Source organism: Citrobacter sp. Ca225, assembly GCF_030337175.1.
GTDB lineage: Bacteria > Pseudomonadota > Gammaproteobacteria > Enterobacterales > Enterobacteriaceae > Citrobacter_A > Citrobacter_A amalonaticus.
Map to the genome: position 1 here is coordinate 161,390 of NZ_JAOWCD010000052.1, position 18,149 is coordinate 179,538.

The window sequence follows — 18,149 nt, forward strand, 5'->3', positions numbered from 1 at the left end:
GCGCTTCTGACTACAATAGCCGCCATTTTGCTGCTACTGGATAAAAACAACGCTATGCGCCCGTCTCCACATCGCCTTGAATTGTTAAGCCCGGCACGTGATACCGCCATCGCCCGCGAAGCCATTTTACATGGTGCGGATGCCGTCTATATCGGTGGTCCCGGTTTTGGGGCGCGTCATAATGCCAGCAATAGCCTGCAAGATATCGCGGAGCTGGTGCCGTTCGCCCATCGCTATGGCGCAAAAATCTTTGTCACGCTGAACACGATCCTTCACGACGATGAACTGGAACCTGCACAGCGACTGATTACCGATCTCTACCAGACCGGCGTGGATGCGTTGATTGTGCAGGACATGGGGATTCTGGAACTCGACATTCCGCCGATCGAACTGCATGCCAGTACCCAATGCGATATTCGCAGCGTGGAGAAAGCCAAATTTCTCGCTGACGTGGGGTTCTCGCAGATTGTGCTGGCGCGTGAACTGAGTCTTGAGCAGATTCAGGCCATTCATCAGGCGACCGATGCCACCATCGAATTTTTTGTCCACGGGGCGCTGTGCGTGGCGTATTCCGGGCAATGTTATATCTCTCATGCGCAAACGGGGCGCAGCGCCAACCGTGGCGACTGCTCGCAGGCGTGCCGTCTGCCATATACCCTGAAGGACGATCAGGGACGGGTGGTGTCGTATGAAAAACACCTGCTGTCGATGAAAGATAACGATCAGACCGCTAACCTTGGCGCGCTGATCGACGCCGGTGTGCGTTCCTTCAAGATTGAAGGGCGTTACAAAGACATGAGTTACGTGAAGAACATTACCGCGCACTATCGGCAGATGCTGGATGCCATCATTGAGGATCGCGGTGACCTGGCGCGGGCTTCCGCCGGACGCACGGAACATTTCTTTACCCCGTCAACGGACAAAACCTTTCATCGCGGCAGCACCGACTACTTTGTGAATGCGCGCAAAGGGGATATCGGCGCTTTTGATTCGCCGAAGTTTATCGGCCTGCCGGTGGGTGAAGTGCTGAACGTGGCGAAAGATCATCTGGACGTTGAGGTCAGCGAGCCGCTGGCGAACGGCGATGGCCTTAATGTCCTGATCAAACGTGATGTTGTCGGCTTTCGTGCCAATACGGTGGAAAAAACCGGACAAAATCGCTATCGCGTCTGGCCGAACGAAATGCCTGCCGAACTGCATAAATTGCGTCCACACCATCCGCTGAACCGCAATCTTGACCATAACTGGCAGCAGGCGTTAACCAAAACCTCGAGCGAGCGTCGGGTGGCGGTGGATATTGAGTTGGGCGGCTGGCAGGAACAACTGATCCTGACGCTGACCAGCGAAGAGGGCGTCAGTATCACCCATACGCTGGATGGACAGTTTGATGAGGCCAACAACGCGGAAAAAGCGCTGAACGGGCTGAAGGACGGACTGGCAAAACTGGGGCAGACAATCTATTACGCCCGCGATATCGCAGTGAATTTGCCCGGCGCGCTGTTTGTGCCGAACAGCCTGCTTAATGCGTTCCGCCGGGAAGCGATAGAGATGCTGGATGCCGCGCGCCTTGCAAGCTACCAGCGCGGCGTTCGCAAGCCGGTGTCCGAGCCTACGCCGGTTTATCCGCAATCACACCTGAGTTTTCTGGCCAATGTTTACAACCATAAGGCGCGGGCGTTTTACCATCGTTATGGCGTGCAGTTGATTGATGCGGCCTATGAAGCGCATGAAGAAAAGGGCGAGGTGCCGGTGATGATCACCAAACACTGCCTGCGCTTTGCCTTTAATCTGTGTCCGAAGCAGGCGAAAGGCAATATCAAAAGCTGGAAGGCGACGCCGATGCAACTGGTGAACGGCGATGAGGTGCTAACGCTTAAATTTGACTGCCGTCCGTGCGAAATGCATGTGATTGGTAAAATCAAAAATCACATTCTGAAGATGCCGCTGCCTGGCAGCGTGGTGGCTTCCGTCAGCCCGGAAGAGCTGATGAAAACGCTGCCGAAGCGTAAAGGCTAACAAAGCTGCCGGATACGCATAGCGCTATCCGGCGCCCCATTAATGTGATTTAAATCCTGCCGCCGTCATGATCAGGCGAAAGAACATCCCTACGGCGGCCAGTGCCAGCACGCTGCCGCCCCACAAAATGACCAGCCACATCAGGCGTTTCCAGACAGAGTGTTGCATCAGTGATACCCCTCGCCATGTTGAACTTTGCCGCGAAACACGTAATAACTCCAGAAGGTGTAAACCAGAATAACAGGGATGATCAGTAACGCACCGACCAGCATGAAACCCTGACTCTGCGCGGGTGCGGCTGCCTGCCAGAGCGTAATGGATGGCGGAATGATACGCGGCCAGATGCTGATCCCGAGTCCGCTAAAGCCGAGGAAAATCAGCCCGAGAGTCAACACAAAGGGCAGCGCGTGGCGGTGCGGTTGATGAAGCGTTCGCCATAGCCAGATGCTAATCACCGCAACCAGTAGCGGAACCGGCAGCAGGAACCACAGATTCGGCAGGCTAAACCAGCGTTCCGCTATCACCGGGTGTGCCAGCGGCGTCCACAGGCTGATCATCGCAATCACCAGCAGCATCAACAGCAGTAACTTTTTCGCCACGGCTCGCATTTTATCCTGCAACGGATTTTCACTTTTCATTACCAGCCAGGTGGCGCCCAACAGGGCGTAAGTGACCACCAGTCCCGCGCCGCAGAACAGGGTGAAAGGGGTGAGCCAGTCAAACGGCCCGCCGCTGAAACGACGCCCGGTGACGGCAAAACCATTGATCACCGCACCCACCACCACGCCCTGAGTGAACGTCGCGAGAATCGAACCGCAGAGAAAAGCTTTATCCCAGAACGGGCGATGCGCTGGCGTGGCTTTGAAGCGAAATTCAAAGGCGACACCGCGAAAAATCAGCCCGATAAGCATCAGCGTCAGCGGGATCGTCAGGGCGTCAATAATCACCGCATAGGCCAGCGGAAACGCGCCAAATAATCCCGCTCCGCCGAGGACCAGCCAGGTTTCATTACCGTCCCAGACCGGAGCGACGCTGTTAACCATCACATCGCGATCGTCAGCGTCGCGAATGGCAGGAAACAAAATGCCAATACCCAAATCGAATCCATCCATCACGATGTACATCAGCGTAGCGAAAACGATGATAACGAACCAGATTACCGATAAATCAATACCCATTAGCGGTGTGCCTCATGTTGAGAATCGAGGACGGCAGCAGACAGTGGTCTGGCAGGCGTGCCGGTAGGCGGCGTCGGGGAAATCGTGTCCAGCGGTCCTTTGCGGATGAGGCGGATCATGTAACTGTAGCCCACGCCGAAGACGGCGCTATAGACCACAAAGAACGCCAGCAGAGAAATACTCATGTGCAGGTCGCCGTGAGCGGAGACCGCATCCGCCGTGCGTTGCAACCCGTAGACGACCCACGGCTGGCGGCCCACTTCCGTCGTGACCCAGCCGGCCAGAATGGCTATCAATCCTGACGGTCCCATCCATAAGGCGAAGCGCAGAAACGGTCGCGAGGTATAAAGACGCTGCCGGTAGCGTAACCACAGAGCGCAAACACCTAGCAGGATCATGAGCATACCCAGCCCCGCCATAATACGAAACGACCAGAAGACCATCGTCGAATTGGGGCGATCCTCCTTCGCAAACTCTTTAAGCGCCGGGACCTGTTTATCCAGGCTGTGAGTCAGGATCAGGCTACCCAGCGCCGGGATCGCCAGACCATAGCGGGTTCGTTCCTGTTCCATATCCGGCCAGCCGAACAGTAGCAGCGGCGTCGGTTCTCCTGGCGGATTTTCCCAGTGGCCTTCAATGGCGGCAATTTTGGCTGGCTGGTGTTTGAGGGTATTCAGACCGTGCATGTCGCCAATGAGCGCCTGTAACGGTGCGACAATCAGCGTCATCCACAGCGCCATCGAAAACATGGCGCGAATAGCGGGCGTCGCGTTGCCACGCAGTAAATGCCAGGCCGCAGAGGCCCCAATAAATAACGCGCTACTGAGAAACGCCGCCACCGACATATGCAATAAGCGATAAGGGAACGACGGGTTGAAAATGACGGCGAACCAATCCACCGGCACGACCTGGCCGTTGACGATCTCATAGCCCTGCGGCGTCTGCATCCAGCTGTTGGAGGCGAGGATCCAGAAGGTGGAAATAATCGTGCCCAGAGCGACCATACAGGTGGAGAAAAAGTGTAATCCGGGGCCAACCTTGTTCCAGCCAAACAGCATCACACCGAGGAACCCGGCTTCGAGGAAGAAGGCGGTGAGCACCTCATAGGTCAGTAATGGCCCAGTGATACTGCCAGCGAACTCGGAAAACCCGCTCCAGTTGGTGCCAAACTGATAGGCCATCACCAGGCCAGACACCACGCCCATGCCAAAGTTAACGGCGAAAATTTTTGACCAGAACTGATATAGCGAGCGCCAGACAGGATTTTTGCTTTTCAGCCAAAGACCTTCCAGCACCGCAAGATAGCTGGCAAGACCAATGGTGATCGCCGGAAAGATAATGTGGAAGGAAACCGTAAAGGCGAACTGGATCCTTGCCAGATGAAACGCATCAAGACCAGACATGCATTGCTCCGCACTAAAAATTGATTCAGCGCAATTCTAGGCCGGTAAGGGTTTCAGTGGCAGAAACAGAACGGTTCTATTTAACCATAACAGTTGCGTGAATGTTACAAATTGCATCTGTTGATATAAATTCTGGAATCTGCCTTCCCGAATTGATATGAGCGGCTCTACACGACGGGCATTTTTCTGTATTTTCCTTTTATCAGGCGAGAAAAGTAAGCATAAATGTTTACTTTCCCGTTCGTCTCGTTCCTGCGCCAGAAGGTGGCTATGTGGTTTCGTTTCCGGATATTCCGGAAGCGCTCACCCAGGGTGAGACCCGCCAGCAATCCCTTGATACCGCTCTGGAAGCGTTAGTCACCGCTTTTGAATTCTATTTCGAAGATAGCCAGTCTGTCCCGTTACCTTCGCCGGTGAAGGAAGGTGACGACTTTGTTGAGGTCCCGCTCAGCGTCGCGTCAAAAGTCCTTTTGCTCAACGCTTTCCTGGCGTCAAAAATCAGCCAGCATGAGCTGGCGAAACGCATTGGCAGACCGAAACAGGAAATTACCCGCCTGTTCGACTTACGACACGCAACAAAAATTGATGCGGTGCAGACGGCGGCGCGCGCGCTCGGCAAAGAACTGTCGCTTACGCTGTCGTAAACCATAACAGTTCTTAGGATGTTGAGTATTTAATTCACTGATATACACTGCAAGGATCACCTGCCACGGATCCACGAGTGAATAACAATGAAAAAGTACCAGCGTCTGGCTGAACAACTCTGCGAACAGATTGCCACTGGCGTCTGGCAACCTGGCGATCGCCTGCCGTCGCTGCGTGAACAGGTGGTCAGCAGCGGGATGAGCTTTATGACCGTCGGGCATGCCTATCAACTGCTGGAAAGTCAGGGGCGGATCATTGCGCGCCCGCAGTCTGGCTATTATGTCGCGCCGCGCCCGGTTCACCAGCCAACGGTGCAACCGGCCCAGGTGATGCGCGACGAAGCGGTGGATATCAACACTTATATTTTCGAGATGCTACAGGCCAGCCGGGATGCGTCGGTGATGCCGTTTGCTTCTGCATTTCCCGATCCGCGTTTATTTCCCCTCCAGCAACTGAACCGTTCTCTGGCACAGGTGAGCAGAACCGCAACCGCGATGAGCGTAATTGAGAATCTGCCGCCGGGTAACGCGGAACTACGCCACGCCATTGCCCGTCGCTACGCCTTACAGGGCATTACCGTCTCGCCGGATGAAATCGTCATCACCGCCGGGGCGCTGGAGGCGCTCAACCTGAGCCTGCAAGCGGTGACTAAACCCGGTGACTGGGTGATTGTCGAAAACCCCTGTTTTTATGGCGCGTTACAGGCGCTGGAGCGACTGCGGCTTAAAGCGCTGTCGGTTGCCACTGACGTGAAGGAGGGGATCGATCTCGCGGCGCTGGAGCAGGCGTTGCAGGCGTATCCGGTTAAAGCATGCTGGCTGATGACCAACAGCCAGAACCCGCTTGGCTTTACTCTCAGTCCGGAGAAAAAAGCGCGTCTGGTTGAAATACTCGATCGTCATAATGTGATGTTGATTGAAGATGACGTTTACAGCGAACTCTATTTTGGCCGGGAGAAACCGCTACCGGCCAAAGCGTGGGATCGGGCCGACAAGGTGCTGCATTGTTCGTCATTCTCCAAGTGTCTGGTACCGGGTTTTCGCATCGGTTGGGTCGCCGCAGGCAAACACGCCCGCCAAATCCAGCGTTTACAACTGATGAGCACACTTTCCACCAGTTCGCCGATGCAACTGGCGCTGGTCGATTATCTCTCAACACGCCGTTATGACGCCCATTTGCGCCGCCTGCGTCGTCAACTGGCAGAACGTAAACAGCAGGCCTGGCAAACGCTGCTGCGCCATCTCCCTGCCGAAGTGAAAATACATCACAACAACAGCGGCTATTTTCTCTGGCTGGAACTGCCGGAATCACAGGATGCGGGCGAACTGACCGCACAGGCGTTGGCCCACCACATCAGCATCGCGCCGGGAAAAATGTTCTCGACCTCAGACACCTGGAAACGCTTTTTCCGCTTCAATACCGCATGGGGTTGGGGGGAACGTGAAGAAGCCGCGGTAAAACAACTGGGGCAACTCATTCGCGCGCAGATGAAATAAAACGTGCGCGCGATTCAATATAAAAGAATGGCGCGTTCTTATTTAGAAAATATCAGCAAAAACCGTACGACGTTATTTCCCGTAGACCATCATAGGAAATATCAATAGCTTTTGTTTTTCCTCCTCGTCAGCTAACCCCTTGTCTATACTCCAGAAGATAGCCACACAACGCCGCAGTCCGGGGCGTAATGCGCGTTATGTCACAACCTGATTAAATTTCCTCATGCCGGGAGGTGCGCTGACGGCGCGCCGACTATTTTTAGGAAAGGACATATATTTACGGCAAGGCTGCCGCTCAATATTTTGCGACAGGAGTAAGATCTTATGAGCAAGAAATTTGCCCGCAGCAGCCTGTGCGCGCTCAGTATGACGCTGATGACCGCGCACGCCGCCGAACCCCCCACCACGTTAGGTCAGACTGAAGGTCGCCTGGATATTATCGCCTGGCCGGGTTATATCGAACGCGGTCAGACCGATAAACAGTACGACTGGGTAACACAATTCGAAAAAGAGACCGGCTGTGCGGTTAACGTCAAAACGGCGGCGACATCGGATGAGATGGTCAGCCTGATGGCGAAAGGGGGCTACGATCTGGTCACGGCCTCAGGTGATGCTTCGCTGCGTCTGATCATGGGGAAACGCGTGCAGCCGATCAATACGGCGCTCATCCCGAACTGGAAAAACGTCGATCCTCGCGTGGTCAAAGGCGACTGGTTTAACGTGGCGGGCAAAGTCTACGGTACGCCGTATCAGTGGGGGCCGAACCTGCTGATGTACAACACGCAAACCTTCCCGACGCCACCAGATAGCTGGAGTGTGGTATTCGTCGAACAAAACCTTCCGGACGGAAAAACCAACAAAGGCCGCGTTCAGGCCTATGACGGACCGATTTACATTGCCGATGCGGCGCTGTTCGTGAAAGCCACCCAGCCACAACTGGGGATCTCGGACCCGTATCAACTCACCGAAGAACAGTACCAGGCGGTGCTGAAAGTGCTGCGCGCACAGCAACCGTTGATTCACCGCTACTGGCACGACACCACGGTGCAAATGAGCGATTTCAAAAATGAGGGCGTCGTGGCCTCGAGCGCCTGGCCGTATCAGGCGAACGCGTTGAAAGGTGAAGGACAACACATTGGCACAGTGTTCCCGAAAGAGGGCGTCACCGGTTGGGCTGATACCACCATGTTGCACAGTGAAGCCAAACACCCGGTTTGCGCCTATAAGTGGATGAACTGGTCGCTGACGCCAAAAGTTCAGGGTGATGTAGCCGCCTGGTTTGGATCGCTGCCGGTGGTCACCGAAGGCTGTATAGCCAGTACGCTGCTGGGCGATAAAGGCTGCGAAACCAATGGTTACCGCTATTTTGACAAAATCGCCTTCTGGAAAACGCCTGTTGCTGAAGGCGGTAAATTCGTGCCGTACAGTCGCTGGACGCAGGATTACATCGCCATCATGGGCGGTCGTTAACGTCACTGGGGTGATTTATGACGTACGCAGTGGAGTTTGACAACGTCACGCGCCTGTATGGTGACGTGCGGGCGGTCGATGGCGTCAGTATTGCGATTAAAGACGGGGAATTTTTCTCAATGCTGGGGCCATCTGGCTCCGGCAAAACCACCTGCCTGCGCCTGATTGCCGGTTTTGAGCAGCTTTCGGGCGGATCGATTACTATCTTTGGCAAGCCTGCCAGCGATTTGCCGCCCTGGGAGCGGGATGTGAACACCGTGTTCCAGGACTATGCGTTGTTTCCGCACATGTCGATTCTCGACAATGTCGCCTATGGGCTGATGGTCAAAGGCATTGATAAAAAACAGCGTCATGCCCAGGCTCGCGAGGCGCTGGAGAAGGTGGCGCTGGGGTTTGTCTTTGAGCGCAAGCCGTCACAGCTTTCCGGCGGTCAGCGTCAACGGGTGGCGATCGCCCGGGCGTTGGTCAACGAGCCGCGTGTGCTGTTGCTGGATGAACCGCTCGGTGCGCTGGATCTGAAACTGCGCGAGCAGATGCAACTGGAGCTGAAAAAACTCCAGCAGTCGCTGGGGATCACGTTTATCTTCGTCACGCACGATCAGGGCGAAGCGCTGTCGATGTCCGATCGTGTGGCGGTATTTAACAACGGACGCATTGAACAGGTGGATTCACCGCGTGAGTTATACATGCGACCACGCACGCCGTTTGTTGCGGGCTTCGTCGGGACAGCGAACGTCTTTGATCCGGCGATGGCCTCGAAGGTATGCGGGATGACGGGCAGCTTCTCGCTGCGCCCGGAGCATATCCGGCTCAATGTTCCTGGCGAGATCCAGGCGCAGGGGGTGATTCAGGCGGTGCAGTATCAGGGCGCCGCCACCCGTTTTGAGCTAAAGCTTACCGGCGGTGAAAAGCTGCTGGTCAGTCAGGCTAATCAGTCGGGAGAACCCTTTGCGACCACGCTTGCGCCCGGTCAGCCGGTGATGGTCTCCTGGCCGCGCGAGGTCATGGTACCGCTGGTCGAGGAGAGGTGAATGGCAATGAACGTGCTCTCCACGCCTTCACGGCCCGGCGGCTTGAGTAGACTCACCGGTTTTTTCTGGCGTTATCCCGGGTTGGGACTGTTTTTGCTGTTGCTTGGTCCGCTGATGTGGTTTGGTATTGTCTACTTCGGCTCGCTACTGACGCTGCTGTGGCAGGGGTTTTACACCTTTGACGACTTCACCATGTCGGTAACGCCGGACCTGACGCTTGCCAATCTTCGTGCGCTGTTTAATCCCGCCAATTACGACATCATTTTACGCACGCTGACGATGGCGATCGCGGTGACGATAGCCAGTGCGATTCTGGCGTTTCCGATGGCGTGGTACATGGCGCGCTACACCCGCGGCAAGATGAAAGCATTTTTCTATATCGCGGTCATGCTGCCGATGTGGGCGAGTTATATCGTCAAAGCCTATGCATGGACCCTGCTGCTGGCAAAAGATGGCGTGGCGCAATGGTTTCTGAACCATCTTGGTTTAGAACCTTTACTGACCAGTCTGCTGACGCTGCCAGCCGTGGGAGGAAACACGCTCTCAACGTCGGGATTAGGGCGCTTTATGGTGTTCGTCTACATCTGGCTGCCGTTCATGATCCTGCCGGTTCAGGCCGCGCTGGAGCGGTTGCCGCCGTCGCTGTTACAGGCGTCTGCCGATTTGGGCGCGCGTCCACGACAGACCTTCCGTTATGTGGTTCTGCCGCTGGCGATCCCCGGAATTGCCGCCGGTTCGATCTTCACCTTTTCCTTGACGCTGGGCGATTTCATCGTGCCGCAGTTGGTGGGACCGCCGGGGTATTTCATCGGCAACATGGTCTATTCGCAGCAGGGGGCGATTGGCAACATGCCAATGGCGGCGGCGTTTACGCTGGTACCGATCGTGCTGATAGCCCTTTATCTGGCGTTCGTGAAACGTCTGGGAGCGTTTGATGCACTCTGAGCGCGCACCGTTTTTCCTCAAACTGGCGGCCTGGGGCGGGGTTGTTTTCCTGCACTTTCCCATTCTGATCATCGCCGCCTATGCGTTTAATAGCGAGGACGCGGCCTTTAGCTTTCCCCCGCAGGGACTGACGCTGCGCTGGTTTAGCGTTGCGGCACAGCGGAGCGATATTCTGGATGCCGTGACGTTGTCACTAAAAATCGCCGCGTTATCGACGGCGATTGCGTTGGTGCTTGGCACACTGGCAGCGGCGGCGCTCTGGCGGCGTGATTTCTTCGGCAAAAACGCCATCTCGCTGTTGCTGCTGTTACCGATCGCCTTACCGGGGATTGTCACCGGTCTGGCGCTATTGACCGCGTTTAAGACGGTCAATCTCGATCCGGGTTTTTTCACCATTGTGGTCGGTCACGCGACATTCTGCGTGGTGGTGGTGTTTAACAACGTGATAGCCCGCTTTCGCCGTACTTCATGGAGTCTGGTGGAGGCTTCTATGGATCTTGGCGCGAATGGCTGGCAAACCTTCCGCTATGTCGTGCTGCCGAATCTGGGTTCGGCGCTGCTGGCGGGGGGAATGCTGGCGTTCGCGCTGTCATTCGATGAAATCATCGTCACGACCTTTACTGCCGGTCATGAACGGACGCTGCCGCTGTGGTTGCTCAATCAGTTAGGGCGACCGCGTGACGTACCGGTGACAAACGTCGTGGCACTGCTGGTTATGCTGGTCACAACCATTCCGATTCTGGGGGCGTGGTGGCTTACGCGCGAAGGCGACAGCGTCGCCGGAAATGGTCAATAAACAACGATATGGGAAAATGCTATGCAACATCAATTACTGATTAACGGCGAGCTGGTCAAGGGTGAAGGTGAAAAGCAGCCCGTCTATAACCCTGCCACCGGCGAGGTGCTGCTGGAAATTGCAGAAGCGTCTCCCGCTCAGGTAGATGCGGCCATCCTCGCCGCCGATCGTGCGTTTAGCGAATGGGGACAGACAACCCCGAAAGTGCGCAGTGAATTGCTGCTGAAGCTGGCGGATGTTATTGAGCAAAATGCGCATGAGTTTGCTGAACTGGAATCGCGCAACTGTGGTAAACCGCTGCATTGTGCGCTCAATGATGAGATCCCGGCGATTGTCGATGTGTTTCGCTTTTTCGCCGGTGCCGCCCGCTGTCTGAACGGTCTGGCGGCGGGGGAATATCTGGAGGGCCATACCTCGATGATTCGCCGCGACCCGGTTGGCGTGGTGGCCTCCATTGCGCCGTGGAACTATCCGCTGATGATGGCGGCATGGAAACTGGCCCCCGCGCTGGCTGCCGGTAATTGCGTGGTGATCAAACCTTCGGAAATCACACCGCTGACCGCGCTGAAGCTGGCGGAATATGCCAAAGATATCTTCCCGCCGGGTGTGCTCAATGTGCTGTTTGGCAGAGGCAAAACGGTTGGCGATCCGCTGACCGGGCACAAGAAGGTGCGTATGGTCTCGTTAACCGGCTCCATCGCGACCGGTGAACACATCATCAGCCATACTGCGCCGTCGATTAAGCGCACGCATATGGAACTGGGCGGTAAAGCGCCGGTGATTGTGTTTGATGATGCCGATGTGGATGCGGTGGTGGAAGGTGTGCGCACCTTCGGCTTTTACAATGCCGGTCAGGACTGTACCGCCGCCTGTCGCCTCTACGCGCAGAAGGGTATTTACGACGCGCTGGTGGAGAAACTGGGGGCCGCCGTAGCCAGCCTGAAAACCGGCGCACCGGAGGAGGAATCGACCGAACTGGGGCCGCTGAGTTCACTGGCGCATCTGGAGCGCGTCACTAAAGCCGTTGAAGAGGCCAAAGCGCTGGGACATATCAACGTGGTCACCGGTGGAAAAAAAGTAGAGGGGCCGGGCTATTACTTTGCCCCGACGCTTCTGGCAGGGGCTAAACAGGAAGATGCAATTGTCCAGCGAGAAGTGTTTGGTCCGGTGGTCAGTGTGACCGTCTTCGAGGATGAAGAGCAGGTGCTGGAGTGGGCCAATGATTCGCAATATGGCCTCGCGTCGTCGGTCTGGACGCGCGACGTCGGACGCGCTCACCGGGTCAGCGCGCGTCTGCAGTACGGTTGTACGTGGGTTAACACCCATTTCATGCTGGTGAGCGAAATGCCGCACGGCGGGCAGAAACTGTCCGGTTATGGCAAAGATATGTCACTTTATGGGCTGGAGGATTACACCGTGATCCGCCACGTAATGGTTAAACATTAAGGGTAATTTACGCCCGAAAGGTGGCGTGGGAAGATGATCACTCGAAGGCAGAGAGAAATATTCTCTCTGCCTGTCTGCGCCGCAAGCTCTCAAAAATTACATAAACCAGCCAAATCTCAATGAGATAAGAGCAAAAAGACCCACAGCAGCAAAGAGATTTATTAACACTACGGTTCTACTGGAAACATTCATATTTGCCACCTTGCGTTAGTGCCCCTTTGTGTATAGTCCGGCATCCTGTGATCCGCAATAGTACGAACCAGGGACTTAACGTAAGCGGTCATAAAAAATGGCAAATGGTTTGACCGAAGGGGATAAAACTTGATGTATGTCAAAAAATGGAGCATATTGCGCGCGATTTATTCTTTTGGCCGGATGCCCGTAAATGTCTTTGTACCAAAAAATGTTGATGTTCTATGCGGTGATGGCCGCGATTGCCTTTCTGATCACCTGGTTTCTCTCGCACGATAAAAAACGCATCCGCTTTCTGAGCGCCTTTCTGGTCGGGGCCACCTGGCCCATGAGTTTCCCGGTGGCACTGTTGTTTTCATTGTTTTGAGCAGACATCGCCGGCATCCATTCCGGCGGAACGCTCAAAGCGTTGCCAGCAGCGCGTTTAGCGCCTTTCGGTCGGCTTCAGTCACTTCCTGCGGATGTTGATATCCCTTGTTTTCCGTTGCCCGGGTATACAGCGCAACCAGCCAGTCATAAACATAGCGGCTGGCGGCGTGCACCGGCTGTTCTTCCAGATGCGTCAGACGCGCCATCGGCTGGCGTTTGACCGCGCTGAAAATTGCCGTTCCTTTAGCGATTCGGCTGGCGGGTCGCTCTGTTTCTGCCACTTCGGCATAGCCGAGCCAGGCAATAAAGTTGGCGATGCAGGCGTGCAACTGAGCGCCGCAAACCTCTTCACGCTGCAATATTTGTTGCAGTTGCTGCGGCAGTTGCAGGCGATAGCTGGCGATCGCCAGGATGTCGACGACCTGACGCAGCGCAGCGGGCGTCAACCCTAAACGCTGCGCCTGACTGTCATCGCGACTCCACTGGCGAATATGGTTGAGCCACAGGCGGTGCGCCTGATAGCCCGTCTCCTTGTTCTCTGACGGCTGCGGCGTATCACGGACTTCGGCGAAAAGGTCAATGGTCTCATTGAATAAACCGCTGACCTGTTCTTCACGCGGTTGCTGAATGCGGAGCAGGGTTTCAAACTGTTGAACCGCTGGTAACAAACCATCAAGCAGATCGCCGTGATGTGCCGCCTGTTGCTGTAGCTGGCGAACCACCGCTTCCGCACTGAACGCTTCAGCAGGTTGCGCAAACATCAGTTCACGAACGCGCTGCTGATGCTGTTCGCTCAGCGCCTCCAGGCGTGCCTGACGCTGCGGGGCTGAAGTGGCTTGCGACAGCCACTCGATCAGGCGTAGCAGACTGTGTTTGTCCAGCGCCTGCAGGGTGCCCCAGTGTTGGCCTGGTTTTCCCATCAGATGCTGCACCGCTTCGTCCAGATTCTGTTGTGTTGTAAAGCGCGCATCTTGCGGCGTAATGGCCCATACCACGCCGGGTAACGCGGTCTCGCGCGTCGACTGTGTATCGTGCACCCAGTTGAGCAGTGTTCTGGCCGTAGACGGCGTTTGTGTGCGGGTGGCGGTGGCGTTACAGACGACCAGCACATCGGGCTGTAACTGCTGGCGGTAATGCTCCAACAACCAGCCGAGTTTGGCCTGCCAGAGCGGCTGCGGGTGACTGAGCGGCGCAAGCGGAATATCCAGCAGATCGACGTTATCGAGTACGCACTCTTCGACGCTCAGTACCATCTCGCGGGTCAGCAGAGCCAGCGATGCCTGAGCCAGGCTGACGGCATTAAGTAATTTCTCATCCACGATCGGATGGACAACTACATCGCTTTGCGCCTCCTGCGAGGCCAGAAATTCCTGGGTGATAAAATTTTCAGACGGTAAGCCAAACTGATCGACCAACAGGCTCAGCGGCGCGGCGACTTCGCCGGCATGACCCGTCTGCTGGAGGACCTGCGCCAGTTGCAGCCACTGCTGCGTCAGTTCTGGCTGTTCACCCCACAGCAACGACCAGGCGCTGGCACGGGTTGAGAGATCGACCGTCGGCAGCAGCAGGGCAAACTGGTGCCACAGCGCGTCATCAATCTGCTGTTGTGAGGCGGGGATACAGCGCTGCCAGAAGCGGGCAATGGTCGCGACTTCCTGCGCCGTCACGCCCTGAACCGGGTGCAACTGACGCAGCGACTGCCACTTTTCAATACGCGATTCGATAATCGCTTTTTCCACCTGCCGGTACGCTGGCTGCGCGCAGGCCTGGGTGATGAAGATCTGCACCAGTTCTGCTTCCGTAACCAGCCGCAAGCGTAACGGCCACTCGTCATCCGGCAGATTTTTTTGCCGTGTAAAGCGCAGCGCCATATTAGTTGGCGCGTGTCCGGGGTTGAGATGACTGAAATAGTCAAAGCTGCGGTCCGGGGTCATGACATTGACCTTACCGTTGCCGCTGCTGCACAGCGCGGCAAGGAGATGTGCTTTTGCCGCCTGCGAGTAGCCGTAAAGTCCAATGCTGGCGCGATCGTGTCGGGCGGCATTGAGCGCGGATTCGGTGGCGGCTGCGCGGTTGAGTTGGGCCAGTAGCGCATCCGCTTCGTCATCCAGCGTGACGGCATGCTGTCGGGTACGGTTAACCCACGCGATCGCGGCCTGAGTGGTATTCAACATCTTGCTCATTTCAGGTACACGCTCCCGCTGTCAATCCAGTAATGGCTGCCGCTGTGTCGGCGGTCAGCCAGGGTATTCAGTTTTAAAGTCAGGGCATTCGCCGCCACCGGCGTGCCGTCCTGTAACCACGCATCGCTCAGCACAAACGACTCGGGGCAGGTATCTTTGTTGCCGCCGCGCAGTTGCAAACGCACGTTTAACACGCCGTCACCGGCAATATTCTTTGCCAGATCGGCGGCGTTAATGCTCAGCGTATACAGCGGCGTCGCGGGCCAACGACTGTTCGCCAGTTGACGAAAACCGAGCGTAACGTTACCGCGGAGCGGGAAGTGCACGCGGGTGTCGAGCTTCGCGCCGGGTTTATCAAGATCGATATCCTGATACCAGACGTTTTCCTCACGCAACGTATTCAACGTATTGTCGAGGACGCCGAGGTAACGCACGGTCGAGTAGGCGCCAATATCAGCGGCTTTAAAGTTAAAGCGCGGCAGGCGCAGATCCAGCGCCAGGCTGCACAGCATCGCGCCGACTGCGGCGGTGGATTTCGGATTGCCGATGCGTCCCTGTTGGCTGAACGGATACCATTCATGGACGCGGTAGTTATCCATCCACACCATGCGGTTGACCGGAACCGGCTGCAGATGGCGGATCAGCGCCTGAACCGCCGGGATACAGGTCGGTCTGCCGGTGACCAGCAGAACATCACAACAGTAATGTGAAATGGCTTCGCAGACCGCATGCAGTGGGGACGTCAGGGTAAACTGACCTGCCAGCATCGCCTCCTGTAACTGGCTGAACTGCACCTGTAACGGGACGCTGAAGAGATCAAACGTTGGCGAGCCCGACGGCAGCGCGTGATCAATCGCCTGCTGAATGTAATTGAGCACGTTGCGGGTCGGACGATGGTTCAGCAGATCGCCAAAGGTAGCGTGCAGTCCAGCCAGCGGATCGTTAATGTCGCTCTTCTCCCACGCAGAAAGGACCGCGTGACCGAGCGGCATAAAGAGCTGAAGCGCCGTTTGTTGTCGCAAAACGGCCTGGGTGTCGATGCGTCCGGAATCGCCAAACAGCGTGGCGAGCAGGGCAGCGGCATCCGTCACTCCCGCCTGCTGCAGCCGGGTTTGCAAGGCCGGTAAAATGCATTTCTGGATCACATCCAGCAGCATGTCGTCGCCCGCGACCTTAAAACCTTCGCGAAACAGCAGATGCGGCGTGATTTTCACATTGGCGCCGACGCCGTCGTCCAGTTGATAGTGAACAATCGCCATATCGGTGGTGCCGCCGCCGATATCAATCGAGGCCACGCGCAGCGCCCGGCCTTTCGTTTCGCCAGGTTCAGGCAGGCGATCCGGGCGGGCAAGGGTGTTGAAGAATGCTTCGCTGCGTCCGGCGTAATGGGAAATGGCTTCGTTATACAGCCAGACCAGTTGACCACAGCTGGCCTCGTCCCACTCCATCTGAATTTCTGGCACCGGAACCACGCTTTTTTCCTGCTGCTTGCGGGTGCTGAAATCTTCATCCTGCGGGTGCCAGCCCATCGCTTTCCAGACAATCGCTATCGCTTCAAACATGCGCAGACGGAAGATCTCACGCTCCTGTTTCGGCATCGCCGAAGGGAGTGTGAGGATCAATGAGCGTAACTGACGTGGGGACGCCGGGAAACCCAGACGCAGTCGGGTTGCGACACTGTTAATTTGTCCCAGCGCCTGGGCGAGGATCTCACACAGCATGTGGGTCATCAGCGTACTGCGGCTGTACTGAGGCGAAAACACCGGCAGACGGTCATCCTGCGGCAGCGAGTAGAGCGGCTGTCCATCGTCGTTCATCAGGTTCATCAGCGGAAAGGCGGTGGCAAGCGGTTCGCGCTGGGTTTTGCTGTTCATCTGGCTGAAGCGCCAGTCATGCAGTACCGGCGTTTCATCCCACAGATAGCGGCGCGGACTGGAAATGCCGCTGTTACCGTCCGTCCCCGTACGCTGCATCGCCAGCTTGCGCGCTTCGTCACCGACCCGCACAATCGACGGCCAGATGAACGCATCCTCACGGCCGCTTTCGACCGAGAAATGCTGTTTACCAAAGCGGGCTTCTGAAAATTCAAGACGACTGGTGAACAGCGGATCGTTGAGATACTGCGGTTCGCTGAGCGAACGGACCTGCAGTTCCGCCGTCTGGCGCAGCCCGTCATTGGCGTCGCCGTGATCTTCAATCAAGACGCCGCAGGTATGGGTGTTACCGACATCCAGAATCAAATCAACCGGGATCGCCGGGGTACTGAGGGTGTGGGTCACCAGTTTGACTTCCGGTACGGCGAGCTGTTCACCCAGCAGCGTCAGCAGGTTCAGCCAGTGCGCCTGATACTCAAAGTTACGCAGCGCCAGGCTGATGGCCTGCTCAGTCCGGTTTTCCTGCTGGCTGACGTGGTTGAGGAACGCCTCGCGTAGCCAGCCGTCAATCCAGGTCTGATCGAGAAAATCGGCGATCTCATCATCGCGCCAGGCGAGGGCAAAACGGGTGCCGTTCAGCAGATCGTTTTCGCCGGGCGCAAGCGAGGCGGGGGCATTCTCGCTCAACTGGCTATCGAGCGCGAGCGTCACACGATGGGTGTTGCCCGCGCTGTCGGGTTCGGCAAGCTTACGTACCTGAACGCGCGCCCAGTTGTCTGGCCCTTCAACGAAGGTGCGCGGCGGATTAAAACGCAGGAACGGCAGCGGCAGCCAGATGCCGTCGAGAACCTCCAGGGAATAATGCAGCGTTTGCGTACTTTCCGGTTTTACCACTTCCGGCTGCGAGCCCGGTCGCGCAGGCAGGGTATAGCGACCATTCGCCAGGTCGTAATCCAGACGCAGCAGGGGACCGTTGGCCGTTTTACGCACGAAGCGACCATGATGCGCGGATTCCTGCGGCGTCAGCCCGAAATCGAGAAACTGCACGCCGCTGTTTGCGATGAGCGTGACGCTCTGTTTGTAATCACACAAATTCACCAGCATA

15 protein-coding genes are annotated in these 18,149 nt (G+C 56.5%); 9 read left to right on the forward strand and 6 right to left on the reverse strand.

The window, feature by feature from the left end:
* Nucleotides 1–54: 54 nt before the first annotated feature.
* Nucleotides 55–2,016, forward strand: coding sequence for a peptidase U32 family protein (locus OGW13_RS05055; protein WP_287115770.1), 1,962 nt, complete (start codon nt 55–57; stop codon nt 2,014–2,016).
* A 39-nt stretch (nt 2,017–2,055) separates the two neighbouring features.
* Here OGW13_RS05055 and OGW13_RS05060 read toward each other — a convergent pair whose 3' ends face one another.
* Genes OGW13_RS05060 through OGW13_RS05070 form a run of 3 tightly spaced genes read right to left on the reverse strand, consistent with a single transcriptional unit; the run spans nt 2,056 to nt 4,597 of the window.
* Nucleotides 2,056–2,184 (reverse strand): DUF2474 domain-containing protein, encoded by a 129-nt coding sequence (locus tag OGW13_RS05060; RefSeq protein WP_071888398.1) that lies wholly within the window; start codon nt 2,182–2,184, stop codon nt 2,056–2,058.
* The gene (cydB, locus tag OGW13_RS05065) at nt 2,184–3,194 is read right to left on the reverse strand and encodes a cytochrome d ubiquinol oxidase subunit II (protein ID WP_054176202.1); all 1,011 of its coding nucleotides are present in this window, start codon (nt 3,192–3,194) and stop codon (nt 2,184–2,186) included. The genes OGW13_RS05060 and cydB overlap by 1 nt, the downstream gene beginning before the upstream one ends.
* Entirely contained in the window at nt 3,194–4,597 is a 1,404-nt protein-coding gene (locus OGW13_RS05070; protein ID WP_043000644.1) for a cytochrome ubiquinol oxidase subunit I, read from the reverse strand. Before OGW13_RS05070 ends, cydB begins: the two co-directional genes overlap by 1 nt.
* Nucleotides 4,598–4,818: 221 nt before the next feature.
* On the opposite strand from OGW13_RS05070, the gene OGW13_RS05075 reads away from it, so the two are divergent.
* From OGW13_RS05075 to patD, 7 genes are all read left to right on the forward strand, one after another.
* On the forward strand, nt 4,819–5,241 hold the full coding sequence (locus OGW13_RS05075; RefSeq protein WP_054176201.1) for a type II toxin-antitoxin system HicB family antitoxin: 423 nt from the start codon (nt 4,819–4,821) through the stop codon (nt 5,239–5,241).
* Between the two features lie 87 nt (nt 5,242–5,328).
* Nucleotides 5,329–6,738 (forward strand): aminotransferase-like domain-containing protein, encoded by a 1,410-nt coding sequence (locus tag OGW13_RS05080; RefSeq protein ID WP_054176200.1) that lies wholly within the window; start codon nt 5,329–5,331, stop codon nt 6,736–6,738.
* Nucleotides 6,739–7,062: 324 nt separating this feature from the next.
* Nucleotides 7,063–8,208: a putative ABC transporter substrate-binding protein YdcS gene (ydcS, locus tag OGW13_RS05085; RefSeq protein ID WP_054176199.1), complete on the forward strand. Its 1,146-nt coding sequence runs from the start codon at nt 7,063–7,065 to the stop codon at nt 8,206–8,208.
* A gap of 17 nt (nt 8,209–8,225) precedes the next feature.
* Entirely contained in the window at nt 8,226–9,239 is a 1,014-nt protein-coding gene (locus OGW13_RS05090) for an ABC transporter ATP-binding protein (protein ID WP_054176198.1), read from the forward strand.
* Entirely contained in the window at nt 9,240–10,184 is a 945-nt protein-coding gene (locus tag OGW13_RS05095; RefSeq protein ID WP_061070097.1) for an ABC transporter permease, read from the forward strand.
* Complete coding sequence (locus OGW13_RS05100; RefSeq protein WP_043000649.1) at nt 10,174–10,980, forward strand: ABC transporter permease; 807 nt, start codon at nt 10,174–10,176, stop codon at nt 10,978–10,980. The genes OGW13_RS05095 and OGW13_RS05100 overlap by 11 nt, the downstream gene beginning before the upstream one ends.
* Before the next feature lie 21 nt (nt 10,981–11,001).
* On the forward strand, nt 11,002–12,426 hold the full coding sequence (patD, locus tag OGW13_RS05105) for an aminobutyraldehyde dehydrogenase (protein ID WP_054176197.1): 1,425 nt from the start codon (nt 11,002–11,004) through the stop codon (nt 12,424–12,426).
* Nucleotides 12,427–12,522: 96 nt separating this feature from the next.
* On the opposite strand, the gene yncL is transcribed toward patD, so the two are convergent.
* Entirely contained in the window at nt 12,523–12,618 is a 96-nt protein-coding gene (gene yncL, locus OGW13_RS05110) for a stress response membrane protein YncL (RefSeq protein ID WP_071887673.1), read from the reverse strand.
* 193 nt (nt 12,619–12,811) lie between these two features.
* On the opposite strand from yncL, the gene ortT reads away from it, so the two are divergent.
* Complete coding sequence (gene ortT / locus OGW13_RS05115) at nt 12,812–12,985, forward strand: orphan toxin OrtT (RefSeq protein WP_042318948.1); 174 nt, start codon at nt 12,812–12,814, stop codon at nt 12,983–12,985.
* Between the two features lie 34 nt (nt 12,986–13,019).
* Here ortT and OGW13_RS05120 read toward each other — a convergent pair whose 3' ends face one another.
* Entirely contained in the window at nt 13,020–15,170 is a 2,151-nt protein-coding gene (locus tag OGW13_RS05120; RefSeq protein ID WP_054176196.1) for a virulence factor SrfC family protein, read from the reverse strand.
* Nucleotides 15,167–18,148, reverse strand: a complete 2,982-nt coding sequence (locus OGW13_RS05125) for a virulence factor SrfB (protein WP_054176195.1) — start codon at nt 18,146–18,148, stop codon at nt 15,167–15,169. Before OGW13_RS05125 ends, OGW13_RS05120 begins: the two co-directional genes overlap by 4 nt.
* Nucleotide 18,149 lies beyond the last annotated feature (1 nt).